The following is a 24,660-nucleotide window of genomic DNA, read 5'->3' as shown; positions in this document are numbered from 1 at the left end:
CTCAACTGGTCTATTGATTGAGATTAAACCATTATATGTGAAGCTAATTCGCATTTTTGCAACTTCGCTTTTTGAGCCTCGATATCAATATTATAGAGTCTGGCTGCATTACCGCCTAAAATTTTCTTTTTAACATTCAAATCAAAAGTTACGCCTGTTTCCTGTTGGATATCTTCAGGAAGCTCAAAATCTACGAACTTTTCGATAAGCCATTTTGGTTCCCATATTCCATAATCACTCCCAAAAAGGATGCGATCCTCATCCAGCCAGTACAATAACTCACTTATGATTTCTGCAAAATAGCGAGGACGTTGATGGATAAGTGATATGGCTACAGCTAATCCCCCGTATACATTTTTCTCTTGTGTTGCAATCCAACAAAAATCTTCCAGCCTAGGCAACCCAACATGCTCTACGATAAAATTCAGTTCTGGAAAAGTACTTGCAGCATCATCAACGTCAGCTACATCAAAAGCATCGCGATTAAGCGGTGTGACCGTTGGGCCTTTATGGATATGAATATTTTTTATTCCCAGATCAAGGCATTTTTGCAGATAACGCTGAGACCACGGATCAGTCAGCTTATATCCTTTAGAATCGCCATACCAATCAGCTGTATAAAGTTTTATACCTTGCCAACCGTATTTCAATTTCATCGCTTCTAGATTTTCTAACCCGCGCTCACCATGTCGAGGATCAAGTGTCCCATTACATATAAAACGATTTGGATATTTTTTTGAAAGGGCATCATTTACATCAAAATCTCCAAACCCGTTTTTGTAAAACTCCTTAAGATATACCGGTTGAAAAATAGCCATATCAGCATATCCTTTTACAATGACATCCTGTACCAACGTTTCAGAGCCATATTTCTCAAATTTTTCCCTTGGCCAAAAATATTCTTCAGGACTCAAATTCTTATGATAATCATAGAAACAACTAATAAACTGTTCACCATGTATGTTTAGCTGGTTTTCCTTGCTTCCATCCCAAATTGCCACATGAGAATCAATAACAAAAATTTCTTCCCCGCTTTTCGTTTTATACAACATTATCACCCCTTCAAGTTTCGTCTTTCTCTTTACTTCATTGCAAATACTGTGCCAAAACTTCCTTCTTTACTATCAAAAATTATTAAATTTTTCTTTAATACAAGCAAGAGTGCCTCTATTCCAATATTTATCAGGCTCTAAATAATTGGAAATTTGGAATGATAACTATAGATTTAAATAAAAATATTGAAAGTTCTGTATTTTTATTCTAATGACATATGGTGCATAAAGCGACACTGTATCTAAAAGTGACGATCGTAATTAAGCAAAGTGCGACACACCTTACTTATAAGTTTGATTAAATATAGAATAGTAGATTATATTTGAGAGTGGGACAGCATAGAGGAGATTAACAATATTGATAATTCAGATAATTGGTATATAATATGTGTAACTATATTTCCAACGTGATAGAGAACTTATTATTATCAATCACTTAAAAGTATTGTAAGCGTTTACTGAAAGGTCAGGGTGATTTCAGAAACATGGCACGTACTTACATTAAAAGGAAGGTACCGGTATGAAGAACCCATATATTTCGTTGGATTTTTCCTCTTCACCGAAAACTGAAAAAGATAGAATCGAAAGAGCCTGGGAGAATTTTATATCAGGCCAAAATTTAGTATCTGAAGTGAGATCCTTAACTTATCAATCTTGGGAGCGCTCTATTCGTCATGGAGTACACCCCACCAAAGGGAGAGCCCCACTGGTTCTGTCGCAAGATGAAATACAAGAATATCAAACAACCCACACTTTCTTTTCTATTTCAGAATCCCTTCTACCAAAACTTAAAGAATCAGCAATAGATTCAGGTCACTTAATTGTGATTTGTAATCATAAAGGAGAATTATTATATCTAGATGGAGATGCCTCTCTTAAAAAGAAAGCCGAAAATATGAATTTTACAGCAGGGACTTCATGGTCAGAGAGCTATGTAGGGACAAATGCTATGGGCACTTCTTTGGCTACAGGAGTCCCTATGCAAGTCTTCGCGGGAGAACATTTTTGCCAACCTGTTCACAATTGGGTATGCTCAGCCTCGCCGATTAAAGATCCTGCAACACAAAAGGTTCTTGGAGCGGTCAACTTAACGGGTATTTGGGACGTGGTACATCCCCTCTCTCTATCCGCTGTTGTTTCTATCACTCAAACAATCGAAGAAAAGCTCCTAAGCCGGCTCAAATTTGAGCACTTTTTGCTACTTGAACATTATATTGAAACAACTCGTAAAAACCCCAGTAAAATAGTGGCTGTGCTCGATAATGGACATCAAGTCATTAAAGCCTCCACCCCATGGTATGACAAAGGTTGGATTGATTACAATAACCGATTAATAAATTCGTTATCAGATTGCAGTGGCACAGAAGGCATGAAAGACGGCTGGATTTTTGAGTCAGTCCCTTTCTATCATCAAGGATCCCCTATTGGTTTTATGATACATGCGATTTCAAAAGTCAAACCTTTAAATAAAACGGGGTTTAGTACAAAGTACTCCTTCACAAATATGATTGGGAAATCTCCGGAATTCCAATCTGTTATCGATGAGGCGCATACAATGGCCAATCTGGATTTACCCGTTTTAATTGAGGGAGAGAGCGGTACTGGAAAAGAGTTATTCGCACAATCCATACACGCTTATAGCCATCGATCTGAAGCTGCTTTTGTAGCTGTTAATTGCGGGGCAATTCCAAAAGAACTCGCAGCAAGCGAATTATTCGGTTATGAGGAAGGCACTTTTACAGGAAGTATAAAAGGTGGCCGTGCCGGAAAATTCCAACAGGCTGAAGGAGGAACAATTTTTTTAGATGAAGTTGGCGAGATGCCACTAGATATACAGACCATGTTTTTGCGCGTGCTTGAAGAAGGAGAAATTGTACGAATGGGTGGAAGAGAACCGATAAAATTAAATGTACGGGTAATTGCCGCAACAAATTGTAATTTAAAAAAAGCCTGCGAGGAAGGCGCTTTTCGTAAAGACCTTTACTACAGACTTAATATCCTTTCCTTGCAAGTCCCCCCACTGCGCGAAAGAACAGGGGATGTCCCCTTATTATTAAATCATTTTTTGACAAAAACTTGTGCAGAAATTAGGAGACCACCACTTAAAATAGGCGACCAAGACTTGTTTGTCTTAGAGCAGTATGAATGGCCTGGGAATGTACGTGAATTAAGGAATTTTGCCTACAAAGTGGCCATAAAGGCAAATGGCAATGTAATCACAAACAGTGATTTCCCAAAAGAAATCGGACTAACTAAAAGGATAATAAATTATTCAGCGACAGATCATTCACATCAAAAATTGAATAATAAAGAACAGCCATTAATACTTACTAATCCTTCCTCATCCCAAGAAGAATCAGTGAATTATCCAACCTCTTTAAAGCAGCAAGAATTGCATATGATTCTTATGGTACTTAATGAGGCAAATGGCAATGTTACAGCGGCTGCTAAAAAACTTGGTATTCATAGAAGCACAATTTATAGAAAGCTCGGGCAAAAAACTAAAAATGAAGGTTTATCTAATAACAATGGATAATGAAAAGCCTGGATATCCTTTCTTGATTTCAGTGTGTTTATTGGGAAAATTATAAGTTCTGCCGTTTTTAATTCCTTATTTCACAAAGGATCTGATAATTAAAAATCATCAGTATAGTTAACACTATTTCTTAAAGGGAAAAAGTATATATATTTTCTGAAGTAAATGATGAACTGTAGAGTTTCCACTTCAAAGAGCACCATGATACTGAACTGCACCTCCAATTGTTAGACAACATCTAACAATTGGAGGTGCAGTTTTTTGACTAAATATATGATAGACGAAAAATCAAATGTAGTTTTAGAGTACTTAGAAGGGAAAAAATCCTATAAATCCATTGCTCAAGAAAGAAATGTAGGTTTATCCCCTACACAAAGCATGTCCCGCAAAGGAAATTGTCTCGATAATGCGGTCATTGAAAACTTCTTTGGCTTATTAAAATCCGAATTACTCTATCTTCAAGAATTTGAAAGCATGGAGCATTTCAAACAAGAACTAGAATAATCTATTACTACAATCATCAACGAATCAAGGTAAAATTAAAAGGCATGAGCCCGGTAGATTACCGGGTTCATGCCCTCAAGGCAGCCTAAGTAAATAAAGTGTCTAACTTTTTGGGTTCACTTCATACATGGAGCTGTTTATATAATTATTTTCTTCAAAAATTAAAACCTATTGCCTCCCAGCTTTTCATTTTCCGCTGCTGCTTCTTTTAATGCTTCTTTACCAGGAGCAGCTGTTGCATCACTCACGATATAAACTTTGAAGCCTTGTTCTACTAATTCACGCATATGGGAGTCAACACATAGGTTTGTATTCATTCCTCCAATAATAACCGTGTTAATGCCACGTTTACGAAGTTGTAAAACTAAATCATTCGATTCTGGACCAAAGATTTTATGTGGGCTTGTGATGATTGTTTTGTCGTCTTCGAGATATGGTTTAAATGACTCGTAAAAGTCAGCTCCTGATGCAGATTCAATCTGTTTTTGAGGACCTTTGCTTTGGAACATATTGTTTTCCTGCATCATTGATTCTCCCGCACCTTTAATTTTCCAGTTTTTATCATGAGGGTAGTAATAGTATTAAAAGTTGAATGTTTACTACTAATTCTTCATGCTCAATTTTAGCTATTTCCTCACATAAGAAAGTCAGCAGAACCGCCGCCTTAATTTTAAAAGAACCGTTATATTTGAAAATTCTAAAAATTAACTGCTACATCTTTGAGTGAATCATATCATTTCACAGAAACTTTACCTTGAACTTCAATTTTAACATCTGCTTTTTTCAATATATTTCCGACATCGCACCCTTTATCTGCTGCTTCTGTCGCTCTTTGTGCAGATTGAATTTGTTCTTCTGTCGCGCCAGCAGATAAAACGATGTGAGGATAATGGATAATTTTAAACTCATTATCAGATATACTTGCCTCAGAGTTCACTGTAAGTTTCGCCACAGGAAGTTTTCTGCTTTCAAGCACAAATGTTAGTGTTGCTGCATAACAAGTTGTTACAGAAGCAACGAGAACCTCTTTTGGATTTGCTCCGTTACCACTACCTCCTAATGATGTTGGAATAGCGATTTTTGTATCAAGATACTCCGCTTTAAGGGTTCCATTCCCTGTTACCCCACCATCCCAAATAGCATTCACATTTATTTTCATATCAGCCATAATTAACACTCCCTCAAATAAATTAACTGCATAAATATCTTGCCTATTCACGTATATTTTTACTCTATGATAGAGGTATTTTCATTTACTTTTTTAATTTCTGCTACGAGCTTTTATTGATATGGTGATCTTCTTCCCTCTTGAACAACTAGCGGCGTAAATTTAATAGATTGACATGGTTATTTACGAAAGTTAGCTTATTCGTAAGATTTCAAAGAAAGCACGAAATACTGGATTTATTGACAAAAGGGCCATGACCCGTTCCTTTAGCAAAACCGGCTATGCATGACGAAGGAATGAAAGGGCATATGATTATGATGAATCTGGATGCAAAAGCTCATTATACAATTAGTCAAACCGCTCAAGTTCCGAAAATATCTATCGATTTAACGATGAATACTCAGATAAAAGATGTCCCGCCTTGGCTTAATGTAACCGCAAATAAAGATATCCTAAAGTTGGAAAATCTTTAGAATAAACATTTTAATGAAGAAGTCCCGCAATTAATCTCGTTGTTTCAAGAATACCAAGTAGATCCAATCGGGTTTGGAGACATGGTTAGAGCAAAATCAAGAAAGTGGAATTATAGCCGGTTTCAGGATATGTATCCCCATCTCAAAACTACAGTCAATACAAAGGTGAATATTATACAAACAGGTGTCGGGGAGTATGGATTTCATTTTTGAAGAGGAGAGGAATAAGGTGCACACTTTAACAGATGAACGATTTTTAGTATCTCCTTTTTTCGTTTTATTTCTGATTTACTCTAATATTATTGGTGTGGGAATCATGGGTTTTCAAAGAGATATTATAAAGAGTGCCGGTTACGATGCATGGATTTCCGTCCTATTATCAAGTATAAGCATTCATGTTTTAGTTTGGATGACATATCGCTTCTTACAATTGCTAATAACGATATCATTTATATCCATCAATTTTGCTTTGGGAAATGGATTGGCGGGTTATTAAACGTTTTTATCATCATCTATTTTCTTATAGTGGCATTGATTGTTTTACGTGTTTATATTGAGGTTGTTCAAGTTTGGATGTTTCCTTTAATGAAGACATGGTAAATAAGCGTGATTTTTCTATTCCTTCTTTATTACATTGCTTCCATTGGGTTTCGTGTGATTACCGTGGTGTGTTTCTGGAGAACAGTTATACCTTTTGTTTTTCTGTTTCCCCTTTTATTCTTTTCCTTAAAATTTGCCCAATTCAATCATTTACTGCCTCTTTTTAATCACTCGGTTAAGGAAATATTAGGATCATCTAAAATAAAACGATGGTGTTTCAGTTTCTTGGCTTTGAGACTCTACTCATGTTCAATCCATTTATCAAGAACCCTGAAAAATCAAAAAAATGGGCCCGTTTCGGGGTTTTGTTTACAATCTTCTATACCCTTCCATAACAATCATTACTTTTGTTTTCTTTAATGAAGAGCATCTCAAACATACGATTTGGCCGACCTTAACTTTACTTAAAATTGCGGAAATGCCTTTCATAGAAAGAGTCGAATATATTGTCGTTTCCTTATGGTTCCTTGTCGTATTGCCTCATATTAGCGGGCATCTATGGGCAGTCTGCGGCGGACTCAAAAATTTAGTAAATATCAAACAACGTATCAGCTTATTCATTTGCCTCTTTTTATTCTTTTTGTTCTCTAATGTATTAGAGAGCCATAAACAGATAGAACGATTAGCTGATTTATACTCATCTGTCGGCTTCTATTTTATATATTTGTATGTCCCTTTTCTCTTTTTAACGATTAACATTAAACAAAAACTAACTAAAAAGGGTTTTGATGCGAGAATAATTCGATAAGGATATTAAATTTCCCCGATAAAAAAAACTGTATGGAATAAATTCTACACAGTTTTTTTGAAATTCTTATTAGATTGTCAGCAACTCCAACAATATTCCCTCTTTAAAGTGAATTTTCAAATAATATCCAATGGCATTTTCCTAGTAGGTTTAGGAAATACTTGATCAATTCTACTGAGATCTTCTTCAGTAAACTCAATTGTTGCTGCTTCAGCATTTGCTAAAACATGTTCATCTTGAACCGCTTTTGGAATAGAGATGACGTTATTCGAACGGATGGTCCAAGCAAGAGCGATTCGTAATGGTTGGACATTGTATTTGTCAGCAATATCATGAATAGCTGGATCGTTTAAAAGCTGTCTTATTAAAGAGCCTCCTTGAGCAAGGGGACTGTAGGCCATGATTGGCATGTTATGTTCACGCTGCCATGGTAAGAGATCGAAGTCGATTCCTCTTGAACCTAAATGATATAGCACTTGGTTTGTTACACAATTTTTTCCATTTGTGGTGTTCCATAGCTCTTCCATATCAACCGTGTCAAAATTAGAGACGCCCCATCTTAAAATTTTCCCTTCTTCACGTAGTTTTTCCATTCCTTCAATTGTTTCCTCTAAAGGAACATGTCCTCTCCAGTGGAGAAGATATAAGTCCAAGTGGTCTGTTCCGAGTCGTTTTAAGCTGTTTTCACATGCTTTTGAAATCATATCTAAACCTGCATGATGGGGATACACTTTTGAGACTAAAAAGACTTCATTTCTGCGTCCTTTAATGGCTTCGCCAACTAAGCGTTCAGAATCGCCATTTCCGTACATTTCAGCAGTGTCAATAAGTGTCATGCCCAATTCTACGCCGAGCTGCAAGGCTTTTATTTCTTTGTCTCTCACTTGGGGATTTTCCCCCATGTACCATGTTCCTTGTCCTAAACTAGGTAAAGAAGTGCCGTCAGGTAGGGTTACCACGTGTTTGGCTAATGCATTTTTAATTTCCGCTCTTTTCTTTTCATCCATTAGGCTCGACCCTTTCTATTATGTATTTGGGTATCATAGAAGTAGAATGTTAACGTCTCTTCGTATAAACTACGCATATATTTAGAATTTCCGTAACCAACAAAGCCATTCTTTATTGCATGATATGGCCATTACTGCTTCCGTCTGTGCAAAAAAACAAAGAAAGTGAGGATGGTCTGTAAGTGTCTGACACTTTGAGTCAACCTCACCACTTCTATTCTAAATCAATTTATCAATCGACTTTGATATCAATGGATTAGATCAGATGAGCTCCTCCATCGATAAGAACCGATGTGCCAGTTGTAAACCCATTTTTCGCTAGGTAAACATAGGTTTCAGCTATATCTTTAGGTTGAGCAACGCGTCCAACAGGTAATTGCTTAGCAATCCCATGGTACATAATTTGTCTTTCATCTTCTTGAATTCCGCCGTAAAGAGGAGTGTCAACGATACCAGGTGATACCACGTTTACTCTGATAGGTGCCAGGTCTACTGAAAGTCCTCGTACTAATCCATCGATTGCTGAATTAATGGAAGCTAGAGTCGTTGCACCTTGAGGAGGACGCACACCATATACACCAGAAGTTAATGTAATAGAACTTTCATTATTCAAGTATGGAAGAGCAGCACGAACCGAAATATACTGCCCCCAGAACTTACTATCAAAAGCCTCTCTTACTGTTGCAACAGGCAGTTCGCTAAAGTGACCCATTGCGCCTTCACCTGCAGTAACCACTAGGTGATCAAATTTTCCAACCTTCTTGAAAAAGTCAGCAACCTTTTCCTCGCTGCGAAAGTCGATTTCATAGCCCTCTACGTTACCACCAAGCTTCACTTTTGCGTCAGATAATTTTGAAGCAGAACGCTAGCAATAATGACTTGAGCGGATTCATCGATAAACGCCTTAGCAGCGGCTAAACCAATACCAGATGTACCTCCTAAAACAGCCACTCTTTTTCCTTTTAATGACAACGTAATTCCTCCTTTATTCATACGTTTGTTTAACCAGCTTGCGGATTCTGATTAAAGAATCCGCAAGTTAGATATATTTAAGTTTTTACATCACCATTGTTATTTAGCTAAAAGTTTTAGTGATTCACGATTGAATGCTGGAATATCTTTTGGTTCTCGACTTGTTACAATATTTTTGCTGATGACAACTTCTTCGTCTTTATAATTTGCACCAGCATTTTTCAAATCGTTGCGAATGGATTTATAGCCAGTGATGTCGACACCTTTTAAAAGGTCTGTATCGATTAACACTTGTGGTCCATGACAAATGGCAAAAACGGGTTTTTCGTCTTGGATAAATACTTTTGCAAATTCCCCAAAACGATCGTCTTCACGCAATAAATCGGGAGAGAATCCACCAGGGATAAGCAACGCATCAAAGTCTGCAGGATGAACTTCATCAATGGATTTATCAATTTTTACGGTTGTGCCTTTTTTACCAGTTACTTCGTTCCCTGATTGTTTGTCAATCGTGATAACTTCATGACCAGCTTCTTTAAAGGCTTGTACTGGTTCAGTGTACTCCACATCTTCAAATAGGTTTGTTATAAGCGTAGCGATTTTTTTACTCATGTTCATTAACCTCCTTAAAATCATAGAACAGAAGTAAAAATATTCATTTCCGTACCATGTTCTGATTATCTTCATTAGAAGTTGATTTTATCTCCGTTGTAAGCCGCAATATAGATTTTTTTCATATCCTCCACCGATACTTCTCGTGGATTGGATGGAGTACAAGGATCCTCAACAGCTCCTGCTGCCATCTGGTTCAGGTGTTTTTCAAATTCTGCTTCTCCCACACCAAATTCCTTTAGTGTTAATGGCAGATTCAAAGATTTGTTTAAACGACGGATGAGGTCTGTTAACGAGTCAATCAATTCGTCATCCGTATTTCCGGTTAAACCAAGCATCCTTGCAATATCCGCATATCTTGAGCTTTCCACCTTTCTATTATAATCAATCACATATGGCAAGTAGAGTGCATTTGCTGTACCGTGCGGAATTTCAAAAATGGCTCCGCTCTTATGGGCTAAGCTGTGGACAATTCCTAAAAATCCATTGGAAAAGGCCATGCCGGCTATGGCCTGGGCATAATGCATTTCTGCCCTTGCCTGTTTGTCACCTACTGCGGATTTTTCAATATTTTCTACCACTTGCCTAATCGACTGCATGGCCAGCGGATCAGTAAAAGAGTTGTGCAGGGTGGATACATATGCCTCAATGCCATGTGTCAATGCATCCATCCCCGTATAGGCTACAATCGAAGCAGGCATGGAAAACGATTGCAATGTCAGGCGTAATTTCATATCCAAAAACCGGATACTTCACTCCCTTATCATAGTCCGTAATAACGGAGAATGGAGATACATCACTGCCTGTTCCGCTAGTAGTTGAAATGGCAATAAAGCGAGCTTTTTCACGCAATGTTGGCAGTACATTTGGAGCCTTGATTTGGTCAAATGGCAGTTCGGGGTTTTCATAAAAAATCCACATCAACTTAGCCGCATCAAGCGGAGATCCGCCGCCGGCAGCAATGATCCAATCCGGCTGGAATTCTTCCATCTTCTTGCCGCCGTTTTGAGCGGTTGTAATAGATGGATCGTTTTCAACACCTTCGATTAGTTGCGTCTCAATGCCTGCCTCTCGTAAATAAGTTTGGATTTTATCGAGATAACCGGATTTTTTTTATCGATTGACCGCCAATAACAACCGTCGCTTTTTTCCCTTCAAGGGTTTTTAAAACTTCTAAGGATCCTTCTCCAAAATAAACATCTCTCGGAAAAGTAAATCGATTCATATGTGTAAATTCTCCTTTTCTGTGGTGAAATTAGCAACTTTAAGGTTCCCTTATCCATTTTTTTAAAATTGAGTACGTCATAAGTGTTTCCCATCATCTTAAATGTTACTAATGAACAAATTCAGGTTCTCCCTCAACAATGGTCCTTACTATATCTTCTGCTTCGATTTCGAGTAATTTCTCCAAGAACCTTATGGTTCCTAATACTGCTTGAATATCCCCCTCTGTTTGAACGTCTTCCATTTTCTTTTGAACAATCAGTTCATTTATAACTTGTTTGAAAGCCCGAGTCTTTATAAGCCATTCTCCAACAAGTTTCTTTGTTGCGTCTTTCTCGCCTGTATTTTTCACTGCAAATAAACTTTCCGTTTTTGTTTCTACGAGCGTTACGGAACCAAAATCGGAATCCATACGGATGCGAAAATAATTCTTTCTACTGTCATAATATCTTTCTTCTTTTAAAAGAAAATACTCTATCCCTACTGTGATTTCAAAAAAGGGTTCTGTCTCTGTAGGATAATGTAGTTCTCTTACATCAACACTTTTTACAACGTCTAAATACGTCTCCAAACCATATTGGGTACTAATGATTTTTGCATCCATTACGTTCATGACTTCACTCCCTTTTTCACCTTGCGGATTGTTTTAATATATAATAATCTTTTTTACTAAAATCCATCCCACATTAACCTAATCGCTTTTTTCAACTGCATGTCCACCAAACTCGTTCCGAAGGGCAGCAACCACTTTCCCTGTAAAGGTGTCATGATCTAAAGAACGGTAGCGCATCAAAAGAGACATGGCGATCACTGGAGTGGCTACCTGCAGATCCAAGGCCGTTTCCACTGTCCACTTTCCTTCTCCTGAAGAATGCATGGTTCCTTTGATTTGTTCTAAGTTTGCATCTTTAGAAAATGCACGTTCTGTTAAGTCGATGAGCCATGAACGAATGACTGAACCGTTATTCCATACTCTTGCCACTTTTTCATAGTCAAAATCAAACTCACTTTTCTCCAGTACTTCAAATCCTTCGCCAATCGCAGCCATCATCCCATACTCGATTCCGTTGTGGACCATTTTTAAGAAATGGCCGCTGCCTGCTGGACCAGCATATAAATATCCTTTTTCAACCGCTGTGTCTCGAAATATGGGTTCAACCATACTCCAAACTTCTGAATCCCCGCCGACCATGTAACAAGCTCCGTTACGCGCTCCTTCCATTCCCCCGGATGTACCAACATCCATAAAGCTTACACCAACTTGCTTTAGCTGGCCGTAGCGGCGAATGGAGTCCTTATAATGAGAATTACCAGCTTCGATTATGATATCGCCTTTACTCAAGTATGGAGTGATCTCATTTATAACTGAATCGACAACAGCGTGCGGAACCATGATCCAGATAATTCTAGGGCCGTCCAGGATTTTAATAAGTTCCTTAAAACTCGATGTTTCTATAGCACCGTACTTACTGATTTCTTCTACAGCATTAACATTTAAATCGAAGGCGGCTACTTCGTAGTTGTGGTCAATTAGATTTTTCCCTAAGTTTATCCCCATTTTCCCTAACCCGATTAATCCAACTTGCATCCTCTTGTCCTCCTGTACTATTCGTGTTGTTAACGTATTTTTAATACTTTTACTGATTGATCTTTTGAAATCATCTCATACTTAGACCCTTGGTATTCCCACCAATAAAACCCGTCCTCTTTTAAAAGTTCATCCGAAGCACCCGGCCCCATCGAACCTGAACGATACAAATGTAAGGGGACTGTGTTTTCCTCAAACGCTTCTAAAACTGGCTGCACCCAATTCCACGATAATTCCACTTCATTCCAGTGGGCAAAGAATGTCGAGTCACCGCGTAATGCATCAAAGATTAAGAGTTCATAAGCTTCGGGTATGTCTTTTGCTCCTGTTGAGAAGTCAATTGAAATAGGCTCAATTTTCCCGTTTTTTAGCGGATTCTTACTATTCAATTGTAACGATATCCCTTCATTGGGATTGATATTGACAATTAATAGATTTGGTTCCGTTTGTTGATCGGATCCATACAATTCCTTCACTGGATTTTTAAACTCTATGACGATACGAGTCGACTTTTCCTTCATTCTCTTTCCTGTACGGATATAGAAAGGAACTCCTCCCCAAAAATCATTATCAATCCATAAACGGGCGGCAACAAAAGTATCATTGACAGAGGAAGAATCAACCCCAGGTTCCTCCCTGTATCCAACCACTGGCTCATGATTCATTTCTCCGGCACTATATTGGCCACGGACAACTTGAGAACCGACATCCTCTTTCTGCAAAGGCCGCAATGATTCCATCACCTTTCTCTTTTCATTCCGGATATCTGCCGCACTTGTCGTTTTTGGTAAATGCATGGCCATCATCATCAACATTTGCAGCATATGATTCTGGAACATATCCCGGATGGCTCCGGCTTGATCATAGTAGCCCGCTCTATCTTCTACTCCAACCGTTTCACTAGCCGTTATTTGTATATTGGCTATGTGCTGATTATTCCATAAGGATTGAAGCACAGGATTGGTAAATGCCAATGCTTCGAGGTTTTGAACCATTGTTTTGCCAAGATAATGGTCTATCCGGTAAATTTCCTCTTCGCTAAAAGATTTGCGTAGCCTTTGATTTAAATCTTGGGCGGAAACCATATCATGCCCAAACGGCTTTTCAATAATCAGGCGTTTCCATCCATTGGTCGTTCCCAATCCGCTTTCTTTAATATTAGAGGCGATTACATCGAAAAACTCGGGTGCAACAGACAGATAGAATAATCGATTTTCAGGAATATTTAACTCCCGTTCACGCCTCTGAACCAAATTAAGCAGTTCTTGATACCCTTTCACATCCGTTACATCTAATTGGCTGTAACGAAACGCGTCGATAAATTCTTTTAATTTAGCTTTATCTTCGATAAAGCGTCTAGAAAATGTTCTTAATGAATGTTCTACATTTGTTTGAAATGTACCATCCGATAGTTCTCTCCTGCCTAACCCAATAATTGAAAATGACTGGGGCATCTTTTTATCTAAAAACAAATTAAAAAGAGCCGGATAAATTTTTCTTTTGGCCAAATCACCCGTTGCTCCAAACAAAACAAAGGTCATAGAATCCACTTTTCATTCCTCCATTTTTCAAAACACTTTGCAATAGAAAAGGTAGGTACCTACTCTAATACTTGATAATTGTTGGTTATGGTAACCATATAAGGCACATCAAATTTTTTACGATCTAAATGATTGCAGACTTTCGCTACCCTGCATCCGCTTTATACACTTGATTATTTCACCCAACTTGCACCATGAAAATGAATTTCCGGAAATGGTCATAGCCACATTGAGGACATTATTAATCATTTGTAGTGATCGTTAAACATCTTTCGCAAACTTTTCGATGTTTTGCTTTTTTCCTTACCCTCTTCGTTTCATTCCTTTCTGCATTCATTAATAGACGATCTATCTTGAATAATGCGTATAACTTCCACCTAACAACTGTATTGGATGTTGTTACAGTTGAGAAAGATTAGATTTATCTTAAGTCCGATCTTATTTTCAAAATATAAAGGAGAATTCTTCATTCCCCTGTTAAAAGGCCTAATGGTATAAGTCCCTTTTCATCTTAACAATTGCCGCTTAAAAAAGATTGGTTGCTGCATTGATGTTAGTATAATATCTACAACAAATAATTAAAAGTACGCACTTTTTTATTATATAATGTTTAAAAATATACTTAGTATACTTTTATATACCATATGGGGTTGTGAGATTTTCAATTAGAGGATTTAAAATAAAAAGATCTTCGTTATTTACGAAGATCTTTCAAAATTGCCTTGGAGTCATTATTTAAATAATAGTTTTATCGACTCATGATAAATAATGGAATATCCTTGGGTTCACGACTCTTTGTAATGTTTTGCTTACTGCTGACTCTTTGCCCTTGTCGTTTGCACAGTCATTTATCAAAGCTTTGCGAATTGGTTTATAACGGGCGATATACACATGTATCAACATGAGGCTAATTAATATAAGCAAATATTAAGCTTTATTATTTAGAAGGATTTGCTTTCGGTAGTATAAGCGACCTATCTATACCAGATGTTTCACAAACATAGGACGCCTCCATAATAGCTGATGGATCTGCTGCTAAAACGACACTTTTTAAATTGGAAAAAAGAAACCTGTTCGTAATACAATAAATAACCTTCTTTCTTTCCCTTAAAAAAACCGCCTTCTCCATATAAAAATGTGATGCTGATATTTAAATGACTGATAATGCTATCTCCAACTTCATCAGGTTTTTCTGAAATGATCATGACAGATTTCCCATGATTTAATCCATCTAAAACATAATTAATCATTTTCGTCACTATATAAAAAACAGCCAGAGAAAGCATGGCCTGTTCCAATGTATAGACAACCGCCGCAATCGTAAATATGAAAGCATTTACGACTAATAAAAATGAGGCAATCGGAAATCGATAGTGTTGGTTAAACCAAATCGACAGCATTTCAGTGCCATCTATTGCACTGCCAAATTTTACAACGATTCCTATCCCAACTCCTAAGATTACCCCACCGTATAAAACAATTAATACTTCAGATTTAGTAATAGGAGGAATCGATTTAAATAGTACTAAACCAACGGTAGTAATAATATTTGCATATAGAGTTCTAATGACAAAGGTTTTACCCACTTCTTTAGCTGTAAAAATTAAGATAGGAATATTTAAGCCCAAAAATACAACATAAATCGGGATTCCCCATAAAGCATTGGCCATAATCGATAACGCTGTTACACCACCATCTACTAGCCCGTTTGGTGCTAACATCGTTTCTAATCCCATAGCAACGATTGACGCCCCCAAAGTTAAAAAAACATACTCAACAATTTTTTTCATCATCTCACCTGAAAATATGTATTATTCTTGATTCCTTACTATAAAACAGTTCAGCTAAAATCCTTTACAACACAGGAATATTATTTACCTTTTTCCAGAATGTACTCCTTTATTTCCTTTATGAACTGGATCATTGCAAATAAAAAGACCACAAGTCTTGACTTATTAAAAGTCTACTTGTGGTTTTTAATCCCCTCTTTTTAGAATGATTGCTATTTAATAGACGCACTTTTATTGGCAGGAGTATCCATCACATTCTCCATATAGTTTTTACCCCATTCATACATGGAATCGAGTATTGGCATTAAGCTTTTTCCTTGTTCGGTCAATGAATATTCTACTTTTGGAGGAACAACAGGATAGACTTTTCGTTCAACAATGAGGTCTTCTTCTAGCTCGCGTAATTGGTTAACCAGCATTCGTTGAGTAATGCCCGGCATAAGAGCCTTCAGCTCACCAAATCGCTTCGTTCCCTCTTTTCCTAAATGCCACAAAATCAGCATTTTCCATTTACCGCCAATAACATAAAGCGTTAATTCTTTTTCACAGTTAAACATTTTGTCCTGCATACGTGACATTTGTTTCACCTCCATTTCTATATAGAATAACACATAGTATACTTTTTAACACTATGTAAAAATAAAGTGCGTACTTTCATACTTTTAATATACACATTATACTAACACTGTACCATTGTTAACAAGAGCATTGGTTACAGTTGCCAGGAGCAACGAAAGTGAACAATGGGCATTATTACTACTGTGCAACAAACTTAATAAATTATGAGGAGTGAAACATAGATGGAATTACAATTAGCATTAGATTTAGTCAACATTCCAGAAGCAATCGAATTGGTAAAAGAAGTAGAGGAGCATATTGATATCGTAGAAATCGGAACACCGGTTGTGATCAACGAAGGTCTCCATGCTGTAAAGGCAGTAAAAGAAGCATTCCCTAACTTAAAAGTATTAGCAGACCTGAAAATTATGGATGCTGCTGGATATGAAGTGATGAAAGCTTCCGAAGCAGGTGCTGATATCATCACTATTCTTGGAACGGCTGAAGATATGTCGATTAAAGGTGCTGTAGAAGAAGCGAAAAAACAGGGTAAAAAAGTCCTTGTCGATATGATTGCGGTAAAAGACCTTGCTGGACGTGCTAAAGAAGTGGATACTATGGGCGTGGATTATATTTGTGTTCACACGGGCTACGATCTTCAAGCAGTCGGAAAAAATTCTTTTGAAGATCTACAAACCATCAAAAGTGTGGTTAAAAATGCTAAAACGGCCATCGCAGGCGGCATTAAATTAGAAACACTTCCAGAAGTCATTAAAGTAAATCCAGACCTTGTCATTGTAGGCGGCGGGATTACTGGACAAGCTGATAAAAAAGCTGCTGCTGCCAAAATGCAACAAATGATCAAAGAACAAACGGTTACAGCAGGTTAATCCTAAGATGCAGACGACTCAATATTTAGCAGAAATCTTAAAAGAGCTTAATCATTCAGCTGACTTAATCGCAGATGAAGAAGCTGAAAAACTCGTCAACGGGATACTTGAATCGAAAAAGGTTTTTGTCGCCGGTGCAGGCAGATCAGGATTCATGGCCAAATCCTTCGCCATGCGGATGATGCATATGGGAATTGATTCTTATGTAATCGGTGAAACTGTAACTCCCAACTTTGAAAAAGAGGATATCTTAATCATCGGATCCGGATCCGGGGAAACAAAAAGCTTAGTCTCCATGGCTGAAAAAGCAAAAAGCATTGGTGGTAAAATTGCAACTGTCACGATTTTCCCTGATTCCACTATTGGACAGTTAGCAGATATCACCATTAAATTGCCTGGATCCCCGAAAGACCAATCAGAGGGCGATTATAAAACCATCCAACCAATGGGCTCATTATTTGAGCAGACCCTTTTACTTTTTTATGATGCCGTCATCTTGAGATTCATGGAGAAAAAGGGATTAGATACCAATAAGATGTATGGCAGACATGCCAATCTTGAATAAAACATAGTCCTAAGAATGTAATAACCAAAAGACCGCAAACATACTAAAGAAACTTTGCGGTCCTTTGGTTAGTCTTTAAAACATTATTTTGTTATTATTAACAATTATTCTAAAATTTTTTAATAAGGAATGATAGCATGATTTCATTAAAAGGAAAAACTGCTTTAATTACTGGGGCAGGCAGAGGAATCGGGCGTGCTACTGCGATTGCTTTAGCAAAAGAAGGAGTTCATTTAGGATTGATTGGATTAACGATGTCAAATCTTGAAAAGGTAACCGCGGAACTAGAGCAATATGATGTGAACGTTTCAGCAGCAACAGCAGATGTAGCCGATCTTGAAGCAGTTCATCAAGCTGTTGAACACATCAAATCAGACCTAGGTTCTATTGATATTTTAGTCAACAATGCAGGTATAGCTAAATTTGGCGGTTTTCTTGATTTAACTCCTGAAGAATGGGAAAACATCATCCGAGTAAACTTGATGGGTGTATATAATGTAACAAGAGCCGTTTTACCTGATATGATTGAAAGAAAATCAGGAGATATTGTGAATATGTCCTCAACTGCGGGCCAAAAAGGAGCACCTGTTACAAGTGCTTACAGCGCTTCTAAATTTGCTGTTTTAGGACTAACGGAATCACTCATGCTAGAGGTAAGAAAGCATAATATCCGTGTAACGGCTTTAACACCAAGTACAGTTGCAACTGATTTGGCCATTGAAACCAATCTTATTAGTGGAAATCCTGAAAATGTTATGCAATCAGAGGATTTAGCAGAGCTGCTTGTAGCCGGGTTAAAACTTCATCCAAGAGTCCTAGTAAAGACTTCAGGATTATGGTCAACTAATCCTTAATTTGAGAAGTGATCGACTCTTCTTGTCTATATTGGATAAGAAGTAGGAACCTAGTTGTAAAGTGTACCCTTTGTAAAGGACATTTTTAAAAAAAGGATTAGGCAGCCTAAAGAAGATGATCTCTGTTGTGGAGTGACCCCTGTCAAATAGACAGAAATAAAAAAGACCAATTAAGCAACCTGAGTTCTATATTGATATGGACTCAGGTTGTTTAATTTTTTCTGGAAGCGATGATGGTTATAGAATCGAATATACATACTTACAGCACCTCGAACCTCTTCAGAGGTACCGAAGGAGTTCATATAGAAACACTCCGATTTAAAGTGGCTGAAGAAATTCTCCATACAAGCATTATCCCAGCAGTTTCCCTTTCTTGACATACTGGATTGCATTTTATATTTTTTCAAATAGGTTATTGTATTGGTGGGAAGTGTTTTGAATGCTTTATCAAACGTTCCTTTAATATTACCCATAGAAAAATCCCCTCCATATATAGACAGATTAATGTGCTTTCTTTTTTCTGTCTACTAAAAGGGGATCATATCATTGTACAGGGGTCATCTTTTCTAATACTTCAAATCCTTCTCCAATCGAAGCCATCATTCCGTATTCAATTCCATTGTGGATTGAACAAGATCTTGTAAGCTAGATGTACCTTCAGCCCCGTATTTCTTTATTTCTTCAACAGCATTTGTATTTAGATCAAATGCTACTACATCATGTTTATGGTCAATTAAGTTCTTTCCTAAGTTTAGCCCCATTTTTCCTAATCCAATTAATCCGACCTTCATCATTAATCCTCCTTGAGTATTTCACCTATAGCGTAATGGATTCAAAGTATAATCATAATCTTTCTTTTACCACCATCTATAACCATCCTCTTCCAATAATTGATGAGCAGCTTCTGGTTAAGCAAAAGTTGCAGTACTAAAATACTTGCTTTATTATTTAGGGTATAGTATATTAATTGACACATCAACTATTGAGCTATCAATTATTTTGTCTAACGTATGAAAAGAGGGTGTTTCTTGACGAATTCATGTTCTAATGAATCTTTTATTTTATATATAATGAACTGCCTTAACAAACAGATAAGTTCAAAATTTGAAAGTTGTACGGGCATTAGTCAATCAAGACATGATATCTTATATCAGCTTTATAAAGTTGATGAAATTAGTCAAACAGCACTTCAAAAAGAGGTTAACATTGACAGTGCAGCGATTACCCGGCATTTAAAACAACTTGAAGCGACTGGAATGATTTTAAGACGCAAAGATCCGGAGGATAATCGATTTACTCTTGTCTGTCTTTCAGATCATGGTCGCAAACAGATTATTCTCTACCAAGCTGAAAAGGCTCGTTTTGTCACTTTGATGCTTAAAGATTTCAAAGAAGAAGAACGTCAAGAGTTAACAGATATGCTGACACGCATTCAAAAAAATATAAGCCAAGTCTAACACTTGATTCGTTACAATTTGAAATGAGAATAACTATAAATTAAACTACTAAAGTTAAAAAGAGGAGACTATCAACTATGACTACTACAGCACAATTAACAAATGATTTCAAAGAAATTGTCACTGGACGCCGCTCCATAAAAAATTACGACAAATCCGTAAAAATCAGTAGGGAAGAAATGGAGGAAATACTTACCTTAGCGACACTTGCTCCTTCTTCAGTTAATATGCAACCATGGCGTTTCCTTGTAATTGATAGTCCTGAGGGAAAAGCAACACTTGCACCTCTTGCTCGCTTTAACCAAAATCAAGTCGAAACATCTTCCGCAGTAATTGCCGTATTTGGTGATATGAACAATTTTGATAACGGCGAAGAAATCTACGGTAAAGCTGTAGATTTAGGGCTTATGCCTTTAGAAGTAAAAGAAAACATATTAGCCTCATTTGCTGGATATTTCGAAAAAATCACTAGTGAAGAGATGAAAGAGGTCGTTCTAGTTGATGGTGGTCTTGTATCCATGCAACTAATGCTTGCGGCTCGTGCTTATGGCTATGATACAAATCCAATCGGGGGCTATGAAAAAGACCAGATTGCAGAAGCTTTTGGATTAGATAAAGATCGATACGTACCAGTTATGCTAATTTCAATCGGTAAAGCAGCAGATAATGGCCATCAATCAGTTCGTCTTCCAATTGATAAAGTCGCACAATGGAAGTAATGTAATAAAGAATCCATTCATTAAATTTCAATCGAGTATGTTATTTTTACTTTAATTATATATTAAGTTTATTATGCTTAACAAAAGAGAGGATGACGTTTAATGATTATCATTCATGCCGTATTCAATATTAATCCAGCAAAACAAGATGCATTTCTAGAGGAGATTCAACCGCTAATCGTAGCTTCAAGAGCGGAAAGTGGAAATGTTTCTTACACTCTTCACAAAGCTACAGAAAAAGACAATGAATTTACAATGGTTGAAGTTTGGCAAGATCATCTGGCGGTTGCAAGCCATAATTCAAGTGAGCACTTCACCTCGTTTGTTGGTAAAGCTAAAGAATTCCTTTCTTCACCTTTAAATGTTAACGCATTTGAAGGACAACCATTAAAATAATGAGTTAAAATGTATGGGATTTCCTATATCCCATCTTATAAAACAAAGAGTTGCTGCTTCGGTAAAACAAGCTGCAACTCTTGTTTATTTCCATTCCATTTTCTCGGACATCACGCGCTTATTTGGCGTACATAATCTGTGTGACAATTAACCTAAAAAGTCGATCTCCTCTACGTTAAGGAATCGACTTTTTTACTTATTCTTCTTAATGAACTAACGCACCTGTTAGTTCTATAAAGACTTATTGTAGAGTTGACACAAACTGTGCGGTAAAAAAGGGCACCCAAGTATCCCGGCCCTTCATTTCTCTTATTTAGTAGGCGTGAAAGTAAACGTCTCCTTGTATTTTCTGCCCTGAACTTCTTTGCTGTGTGGTTTTCCGTGCCAACTTATTTCAAATTGAAGTTCATTGGATTTAACCGATATAGGGAAATTTGAAAATTCAAAGGCTTGTCCCTTTTTAAATTTCTCATATTGATGGTCGTTTATACTTAATCCGTATTTTGTTTCAGTATTTGGTTCATTCCTGTAAGTATTAAATTCAACTTTATCTAGCTCTTTACCAATATTGGTGATAACAACGTTATATGATTTAAACACATTCTTATTAGTTTTTTTCGTCTCTTTACCCTTTTTTATTTCGATTTTCCATTGATCAGTTTGCTTTATGATAGGAGTTTTAAATAGCTCGTCTGACGCTGCTGCTGCATTTGAAGATACTACAGTGGCTATAAAGCTAAAGATGATTAATGTAGTTATTAATTTTTTCAATATTGTTACCTCCTGTTGTTGTATTAAATCAATTTTAATTAGTTTTCCTAAAAACTAAAAAAAACACAACATTCTTATTTCACAGTTCGAATATGAAATGAAGTAAAGAGCAAGGCCGGCTGGTGGAGATGCATGTGGTGACTAATTTGCCTTGCTCGTAATAATATATTGACCTTAAAGGGATCATGTTACACATCAGATACAAACTGCGACATAAAGGGGAGATGAAAATGTTAATTCGTTCGATAAAGATCATTGATTGCTGGGTTTGGTAAATCTTTAAGTATTTAATAATTACTTATTAGGGATTGCTTAAGAATCAACTTGTCTAGCTTTTCACTATATTTAAGTGTTTCCTGATGATTTAGACCTTTCTTAACACCAGTTTCTATAAGTAATTTTCTTAGGTTCTTTATATTTAATTCTAAATCCCTATACATTTTTATTTCGCACATTTTGAATACTCCTTTTTAGGTAACTAATTTCTATTTTAGGATTATATTACAATTGTGTAATTATTAAAATGTTTTCTCTTGAACTTGTTAATAAATAGGGAAATAGACATGATATTATCCTGCAATACGTCACAGTTCGAATACACTACGCTTATGCAACTATCCTGCCCCGTTCGTATTATAAGGTCAGCCAGAAAATATTTCTGGTTGACCATTTTTTATATCGATATATGATAACGGTAGCCGGGGTAGAACGTACCTGCCCGTGGGGCTTAAGATCCCGTCAACTAAACAGTTCGCCCCCTACTTGCTTAAACATGATTTGGCTGGTTGGGACCAAGATCTCGTATAACAAGCGAAGCTATGATACTGCAAGAAGGATTAGGGGTTACCGGCAAATATTATGTTTTTGGAGGAGATAAAAAATGAATCCAGTGGTTGGTCTGGATGTAGCTAAAGGTGAAAGTCAGGTTCAAGCATTCTTGGATAAGAAGAAGCCTTATAAAAGAAGTTTTAAAGTAGCACATACCATTGAAGGGCTAGAGAGCTTACACCAATATCTTAGAGAGATAGAAAACTTAGCAGGAATTCGACCTCCGGTCGTTTTAGAGTCTACTGGGCATTATCATACTCCAGTTGTTCAGTATTTCGAGGAAAGAGGTTATTTACTAATTATCATTAACCCACTTGTCTCCTATCGAGCAAAGAGCTCATCTCTACGAAAAGTAAAGACAGATGTGATTGATGCTTACCATCCCTGCGAGCTGTATTATAAAGAAGATTTGGAACCAAATAAAAAACGAGGAATTCAACTCTTAAACCTTCGTAATCTTACAAGACAACACGAAAATGTAACGGGTATATATGTACAAACGAAACTTCAATTTCAAGCAGTTCTTGATCAGGTTTTCCCTGAGTATCATGGGGTTTTTGGGGACTTATATTCAGTTGTCTCTTTACTAACCTTATTAGAATTTCCTACATCTAAAGATGTTTTGGTAGTCGATGAAGAAGCATTAGGTAATAAAATCGATGAATCATGTACAAGTCGTTCAAGAAAGTGGGCAAATACAAAGGCAAAGAAACTTATAGCTGCAGCAGCTAAAAATCCCTTTCAGACAACACTATATCAAAGTCACATAATGAGCTAAGAAATGTATATCAAAATGCTTATGGAATACCAAAAGCACCTATCAAAGTTGGATGAAGAGATAGGTGCTTTGGCTAAAGAAATTGAAGAATATAAGATAATCCAATCAATCCCTGGTATCGGTGAAAAAATCGCGGCAACGATTATTTCTGAAATTGGTGAGATTGATCGGTTTAATCACCCTAAAAAACTCGTAGCATTTGCAGGAATTGATCCTAGTATCTTTGAATCTGGTAGATTCAAGGGATCCGTAAACAAAATAACCAAAAGAGGTTCGAGTAGATTACGGCATGCCCTATATATGGCTGTTCGATGTGCCATTCGTGATTGTCGCAAGAAGAAAACGACAGATGAAATCATCCCTCGGAACAAGAGATTACGAGAGTTCTATGATAAGAAACGTGAAGAAGGAAAGCCCTTTAAAGTAGCTGTGATAGCATGTGCCAATAAGCTTCTACAATGGATTTATGCACTATTACAAAATAACTCGACTTTCCAAGATCTAACCTAGTTTAAAAATATAACTAAATAGCACAAAACTTTCCAAATATAGTTCATTGGAAGGTTATTTAGCATGCACAAATTTAGTATAGCATGAAATATTTTAAGTTTTCATTGAAAAATGTTGACTAACTATTAGCTGGTTTAGTTCATTAAGGGTACTTTTTCACTTCAACTTTGAATGTATGATTATGATTCAAAGTTTAGTAATTTCAATATTATTAACATGGGTTATTTAAAGAATTAATTTTCAGAATTCCAAATAGGATATAGTATTTAATACGGGCCTTCATTGATTATGAAGGCCCGTATTAATGGGATAGAAAAGTGATATTTCACTTTAAACCTATAGTTTACATAAATCGATCACATCTGGCTGCTTGTATACTGAGATCCACCTTCATCCATAAAAACGAAAGGCCCTCCATAAGTCGAGTCCTTTTTCTTGTGCTTGAATCTGACCTTTAAATTCAGGCACTCTAGCTTCTTTTTACCCTAAAATATAGAACTGTTTTTCAAGGTCCTTTCT

25 protein-coding genes and 6 pseudogenes are annotated in these 24,660 nt (G+C 36.8%); 12 read left to right on the top strand and 19 right to left on the bottom strand.

Going from position 1 to position 24,660, the window contains the following annotated elements; translation table 11 throughout:
• Window positions 1-23: 23 nt before the first annotated feature.
• On the bottom strand, window positions 24-1,049 hold the full coding sequence (locus JFU24_RS00205) for an amidohydrolase family protein (protein ID WP_201183825.1): 1,026 nt from the start codon (window positions 1,047-1,049) through the stop codon (window positions 24-26).
• 523 nt (window positions 1,050-1,572) lie between these two features.
• Here JFU24_RS00205 and JFU24_RS00200 point away from each other — a divergent pair.
• Entirely contained in the window at window positions 1,573-3,588 is a 2,016-nt protein-coding gene (locus tag JFU24_RS00200) for a sigma-54-dependent Fis family transcriptional regulator (protein WP_201249221.1), read from the top strand.
• Between the two features lie 369 nt (window positions 3,589-3,957).
• Window positions 3,958-4,181, top strand: a pseudogene (locus JFU24_RS00195) (transposase); the annotation flags it as partial.
• A gap of 72 nt (window positions 4,182-4,253) precedes the next feature.
• Here JFU24_RS00195 and JFU24_RS00190 read toward each other — a convergent pair.
• Both JFU24_RS00190 and JFU24_RS00185 read right to left on the bottom strand, forming a co-directional pair.
• Window positions 4,254-4,616, bottom strand: a complete 363-nt coding sequence (locus JFU24_RS00190; protein WP_242485214.1) for an isochorismatase family protein — start codon at window positions 4,614-4,616, stop codon at window positions 4,254-4,256.
• Between the two features lie 209 nt (window positions 4,617-4,825).
• Window positions 4,826-5,260 carry an OsmC family protein gene (locus JFU24_RS00185; RefSeq protein ID WP_201183542.1) on the bottom strand — a complete coding sequence of 145 codons (435 nt, stop codon included), beginning with the start codon at window positions 5,258-5,260 and terminating at the stop codon, window positions 4,826-4,828.
• Between the two features lie 485 nt (window positions 5,261-5,745).
• On the opposite strand from JFU24_RS00185, the pseudogene JFU24_RS31110 reads away from it, so the two are divergent.
• The 3 genes and pseudogenes from JFU24_RS31110 to JFU24_RS31100 all read left to right on the top strand — a co-directional run.
• Window positions 5,746-5,946, top strand: a pseudogene (locus JFU24_RS31110) (Ger(x)C family spore germination C-terminal domain-containing protein); the annotation flags it as partial.
• Window positions 5,930-6,693 (top strand): annotated as a pseudogene (locus tag JFU24_RS31105) (GerAB/ArcD/ProY family transporter). The pseudogenes JFU24_RS31110 and JFU24_RS31105, both read left to right, overlap by 17 nt.
• Window positions 6,620-7,081, top strand: a complete 462-nt coding sequence (locus JFU24_RS31100; protein ID WP_242489193.1) for a GerAB/ArcD/ProY family transporter — start codon at window positions 6,620-6,622, stop codon at window positions 7,079-7,081. The pseudogene JFU24_RS31105 and the gene JFU24_RS31100 overlap by 74 nt, the downstream one beginning before the upstream one ends.
• A 116-nt stretch (window positions 7,082-7,197) precedes the next feature.
• On the opposite strand, the gene JFU24_RS00170 is transcribed toward JFU24_RS31100, so the two are convergent.
• The 12 genes and pseudogenes from JFU24_RS00170 to JFU24_RS00130 all read right to left on the bottom strand — a co-directional run bounded on the left by JFU24_RS00170 (window position 7,198) and on the right by JFU24_RS00130 (window position 16,393).
• On the bottom strand, window positions 7,198-8,088 hold the full coding sequence (locus JFU24_RS00170; RefSeq protein ID WP_207196631.1) for an aldo/keto reductase: 891 nt from the start codon (window positions 8,086-8,088) through the stop codon (window positions 7,198-7,200).
• Between the two features lie 256 nt (window positions 8,089-8,344).
• Window positions 8,345-8,923, bottom strand: a complete 579-nt coding sequence (locus JFU24_RS00165) for an SDR family oxidoreductase (RefSeq protein ID WP_342214649.1) — start codon at window positions 8,921-8,923, stop codon at window positions 8,345-8,347.
• A complete protein-coding gene (locus JFU24_RS29825) occupies window positions 8,920-9,060 on the bottom strand; it encodes a hypothetical protein (RefSeq protein ID WP_242485210.1) in 141 nt (46 codons plus the stop codon). Before JFU24_RS29825 ends, JFU24_RS00165 begins: the two co-directional genes overlap by 4 nt.
• A gap of 99 nt (window positions 9,061-9,159) precedes the next feature.
• Complete coding sequence (locus JFU24_RS00160) at window positions 9,160-9,672, bottom strand: type 1 glutamine amidotransferase domain-containing protein (RefSeq protein ID WP_201183550.1); 513 nt, start codon at window positions 9,670-9,672, stop codon at window positions 9,160-9,162.
• 74 nt (window positions 9,673-9,746) lie between these two features.
• Window positions 9,747-10,406 (bottom strand): iron-containing alcohol dehydrogenase, encoded by a 660-nt coding sequence (locus tag JFU24_RS30590; RefSeq protein ID WP_274608116.1) that lies wholly within the window; start codon window positions 10,404-10,406, stop codon window positions 9,747-9,749.
• Entirely contained in the window at window positions 10,318-10,734 is a 417-nt protein-coding gene (locus JFU24_RS31095) for an iron-containing alcohol dehydrogenase (RefSeq protein ID WP_446728283.1), read from the bottom strand. The genes JFU24_RS30590 and JFU24_RS31095 overlap by 89 nt, the downstream gene beginning before the upstream one ends.
• A 28-nt stretch (window positions 10,735-10,762) precedes the next feature.
• The gene (locus tag JFU24_RS30580) at window positions 10,763-10,897 is read right to left on the bottom strand and encodes a hypothetical protein (RefSeq protein ID WP_274606936.1); all 135 of its coding nucleotides are present in this window, start codon (window positions 10,895-10,897) and stop codon (window positions 10,763-10,765) included.
• A gap of 108 nt (window positions 10,898-11,005) precedes the next feature.
• Window positions 11,006-11,509, bottom strand: coding sequence for a hypothetical protein (locus JFU24_RS00150; protein WP_201183552.1), 504 nt, complete (start codon window positions 11,507-11,509; stop codon window positions 11,006-11,008).
• Window positions 11,510-11,587: 78 nt separating this feature from the next.
• Window positions 11,588-12,484, bottom strand: coding sequence for a phosphogluconate dehydrogenase (NAD(+)-dependent, decarboxylating) (gene gnd, locus JFU24_RS00145; protein ID WP_201183554.1), 897 nt, complete (start codon window positions 12,482-12,484; stop codon window positions 11,588-11,590).
• A gap of 29 nt (window positions 12,485-12,513) precedes the next feature.
• Entirely contained in the window at window positions 12,514-14,034 is a 1,521-nt protein-coding gene (gene zwf / locus JFU24_RS00140; RefSeq protein WP_201183556.1) for a glucose-6-phosphate dehydrogenase, read from the bottom strand.
• 928 nt (window positions 14,035-14,962) lie between these two features.
• Window positions 14,963-15,815 (bottom strand): annotated as a pseudogene (locus JFU24_RS00135) (YitT family protein).
• A 212-nt stretch (window positions 15,816-16,027) separates the two neighbouring features.
• Window positions 16,028-16,393: a winged helix-turn-helix transcriptional regulator gene (locus JFU24_RS00130; RefSeq protein WP_056519732.1), complete on the bottom strand. Its 366-nt coding sequence runs from the start codon at window positions 16,391-16,393 to the stop codon at window positions 16,028-16,030.
• Window positions 16,394-16,615: 222 nt separating this feature from the next.
• Between JFU24_RS00130 and hxlA the strand changes: the two genes are divergently transcribed.
• The 3 genes from hxlA (at window position 16,616) to JFU24_RS00115 (ending at window position 18,682) form a co-directional block, all read left to right on the top strand.
• Window positions 16,616-17,263, top strand: coding sequence for a 3-hexulose-6-phosphate synthase (gene hxlA, locus JFU24_RS00125; RefSeq protein ID WP_048883203.1), 648 nt, complete (start codon window positions 16,616-16,618; stop codon window positions 17,261-17,263).
• Between the two features lie 7 nt (window positions 17,264-17,270).
• Window positions 17,271-17,828, top strand: a complete 558-nt coding sequence (gene hxlB / locus JFU24_RS00120; RefSeq protein ID WP_201183562.1) for a 6-phospho-3-hexuloisomerase — start codon at window positions 17,271-17,273, stop codon at window positions 17,826-17,828.
• A 137-nt stretch (window positions 17,829-17,965) separates the two neighbouring features.
• Entirely contained in the window at window positions 17,966-18,682 is a 717-nt protein-coding gene (locus JFU24_RS00115; RefSeq protein ID WP_201183564.1) for a 3-ketoacyl-ACP reductase, read from the top strand.
• A 170-nt stretch (window positions 18,683-18,852) separates the two neighbouring features.
• On the opposite strand, the gene JFU24_RS00110 is transcribed toward JFU24_RS00115, so the two are convergent.
• The gene (locus JFU24_RS00110; protein WP_201183566.1) at window positions 18,853-19,155 is read right to left on the bottom strand and encodes an IS3 family transposase; all 303 of its coding nucleotides are present in this window, start codon (window positions 19,153-19,155) and stop codon (window positions 18,853-18,855) included.
• Between the two features lie 150 nt (window positions 19,156-19,305).
• Window positions 19,306-19,473: pseudogene (locus tag JFU24_RS00100) on the bottom strand (NAD(P)-binding domain-containing protein); the annotation flags it as partial.
• 237 nt (window positions 19,474-19,710) lie between these two features.
• Between JFU24_RS00100 and JFU24_RS00095 the strand changes: the two are divergent.
• From JFU24_RS00095 to JFU24_RS00085, 3 genes are all read left to right on the top strand, one after another.
• Entirely contained in the window at window positions 19,711-20,139 is a 429-nt protein-coding gene (locus JFU24_RS00095) for a MarR family winged helix-turn-helix transcriptional regulator (protein WP_201183568.1), read from the top strand.
• 77 nt (window positions 20,140-20,216) lie between these two features.
• The gene (locus JFU24_RS00090; RefSeq protein ID WP_056529677.1) at window positions 20,217-20,858 is read left to right on the top strand and encodes a nitroreductase family protein; all 642 of its coding nucleotides are present in this window, start codon (window positions 20,217-20,219) and stop codon (window positions 20,856-20,858) included.
• 102 nt (window positions 20,859-20,960) lie between these two features.
• A complete protein-coding gene (locus tag JFU24_RS00085; protein ID WP_056529674.1) occupies window positions 20,961-21,254 on the top strand; it encodes a putative quinol monooxygenase in 294 nt (97 codons plus the stop codon).
• 309 nt (window positions 21,255-21,563) lie between these two features.
• On the opposite strand, the gene JFU24_RS00080 is transcribed toward JFU24_RS00085, so the two are convergent.
• Window positions 21,564-22,025: a hypothetical protein gene (locus JFU24_RS00080; protein WP_201183632.1), complete on the bottom strand. Its 462-nt coding sequence runs from the start codon at window positions 22,023-22,025 to the stop codon at window positions 21,564-21,566.
• 287 nt (window positions 22,026-22,312) lie between these two features.
• Window positions 22,313-22,465, bottom strand: a complete 153-nt coding sequence (locus JFU24_RS00075) for an aspartyl-phosphate phosphatase Spo0E family protein (protein WP_242485230.1) — start codon at window positions 22,463-22,465, stop codon at window positions 22,313-22,315.
• Window positions 22,466-22,905: 440 nt separating this feature from the next.
• Between JFU24_RS00075 and JFU24_RS00070 the strand changes: the two are divergent.
• Window positions 22,906-24,141: pseudogene (locus JFU24_RS00070) on the top strand (IS110 family transposase).
• The last annotated feature ends 519 nt before the right edge of the window (window positions 24,142-24,660 follow it).

The organism is Peribacillus sp. TH27, from assembly GCF_016650915.1.
Lineage (GTDB): Bacteria > Bacillota > Bacilli > Bacillales > DSM-1321 > Peribacillus > Peribacillus butanolivorans.
The sequence above is the reverse complement of the archived record's forward strand: the minus strand, read 5'-3'. Positions and strand labels throughout refer to the sequence as shown.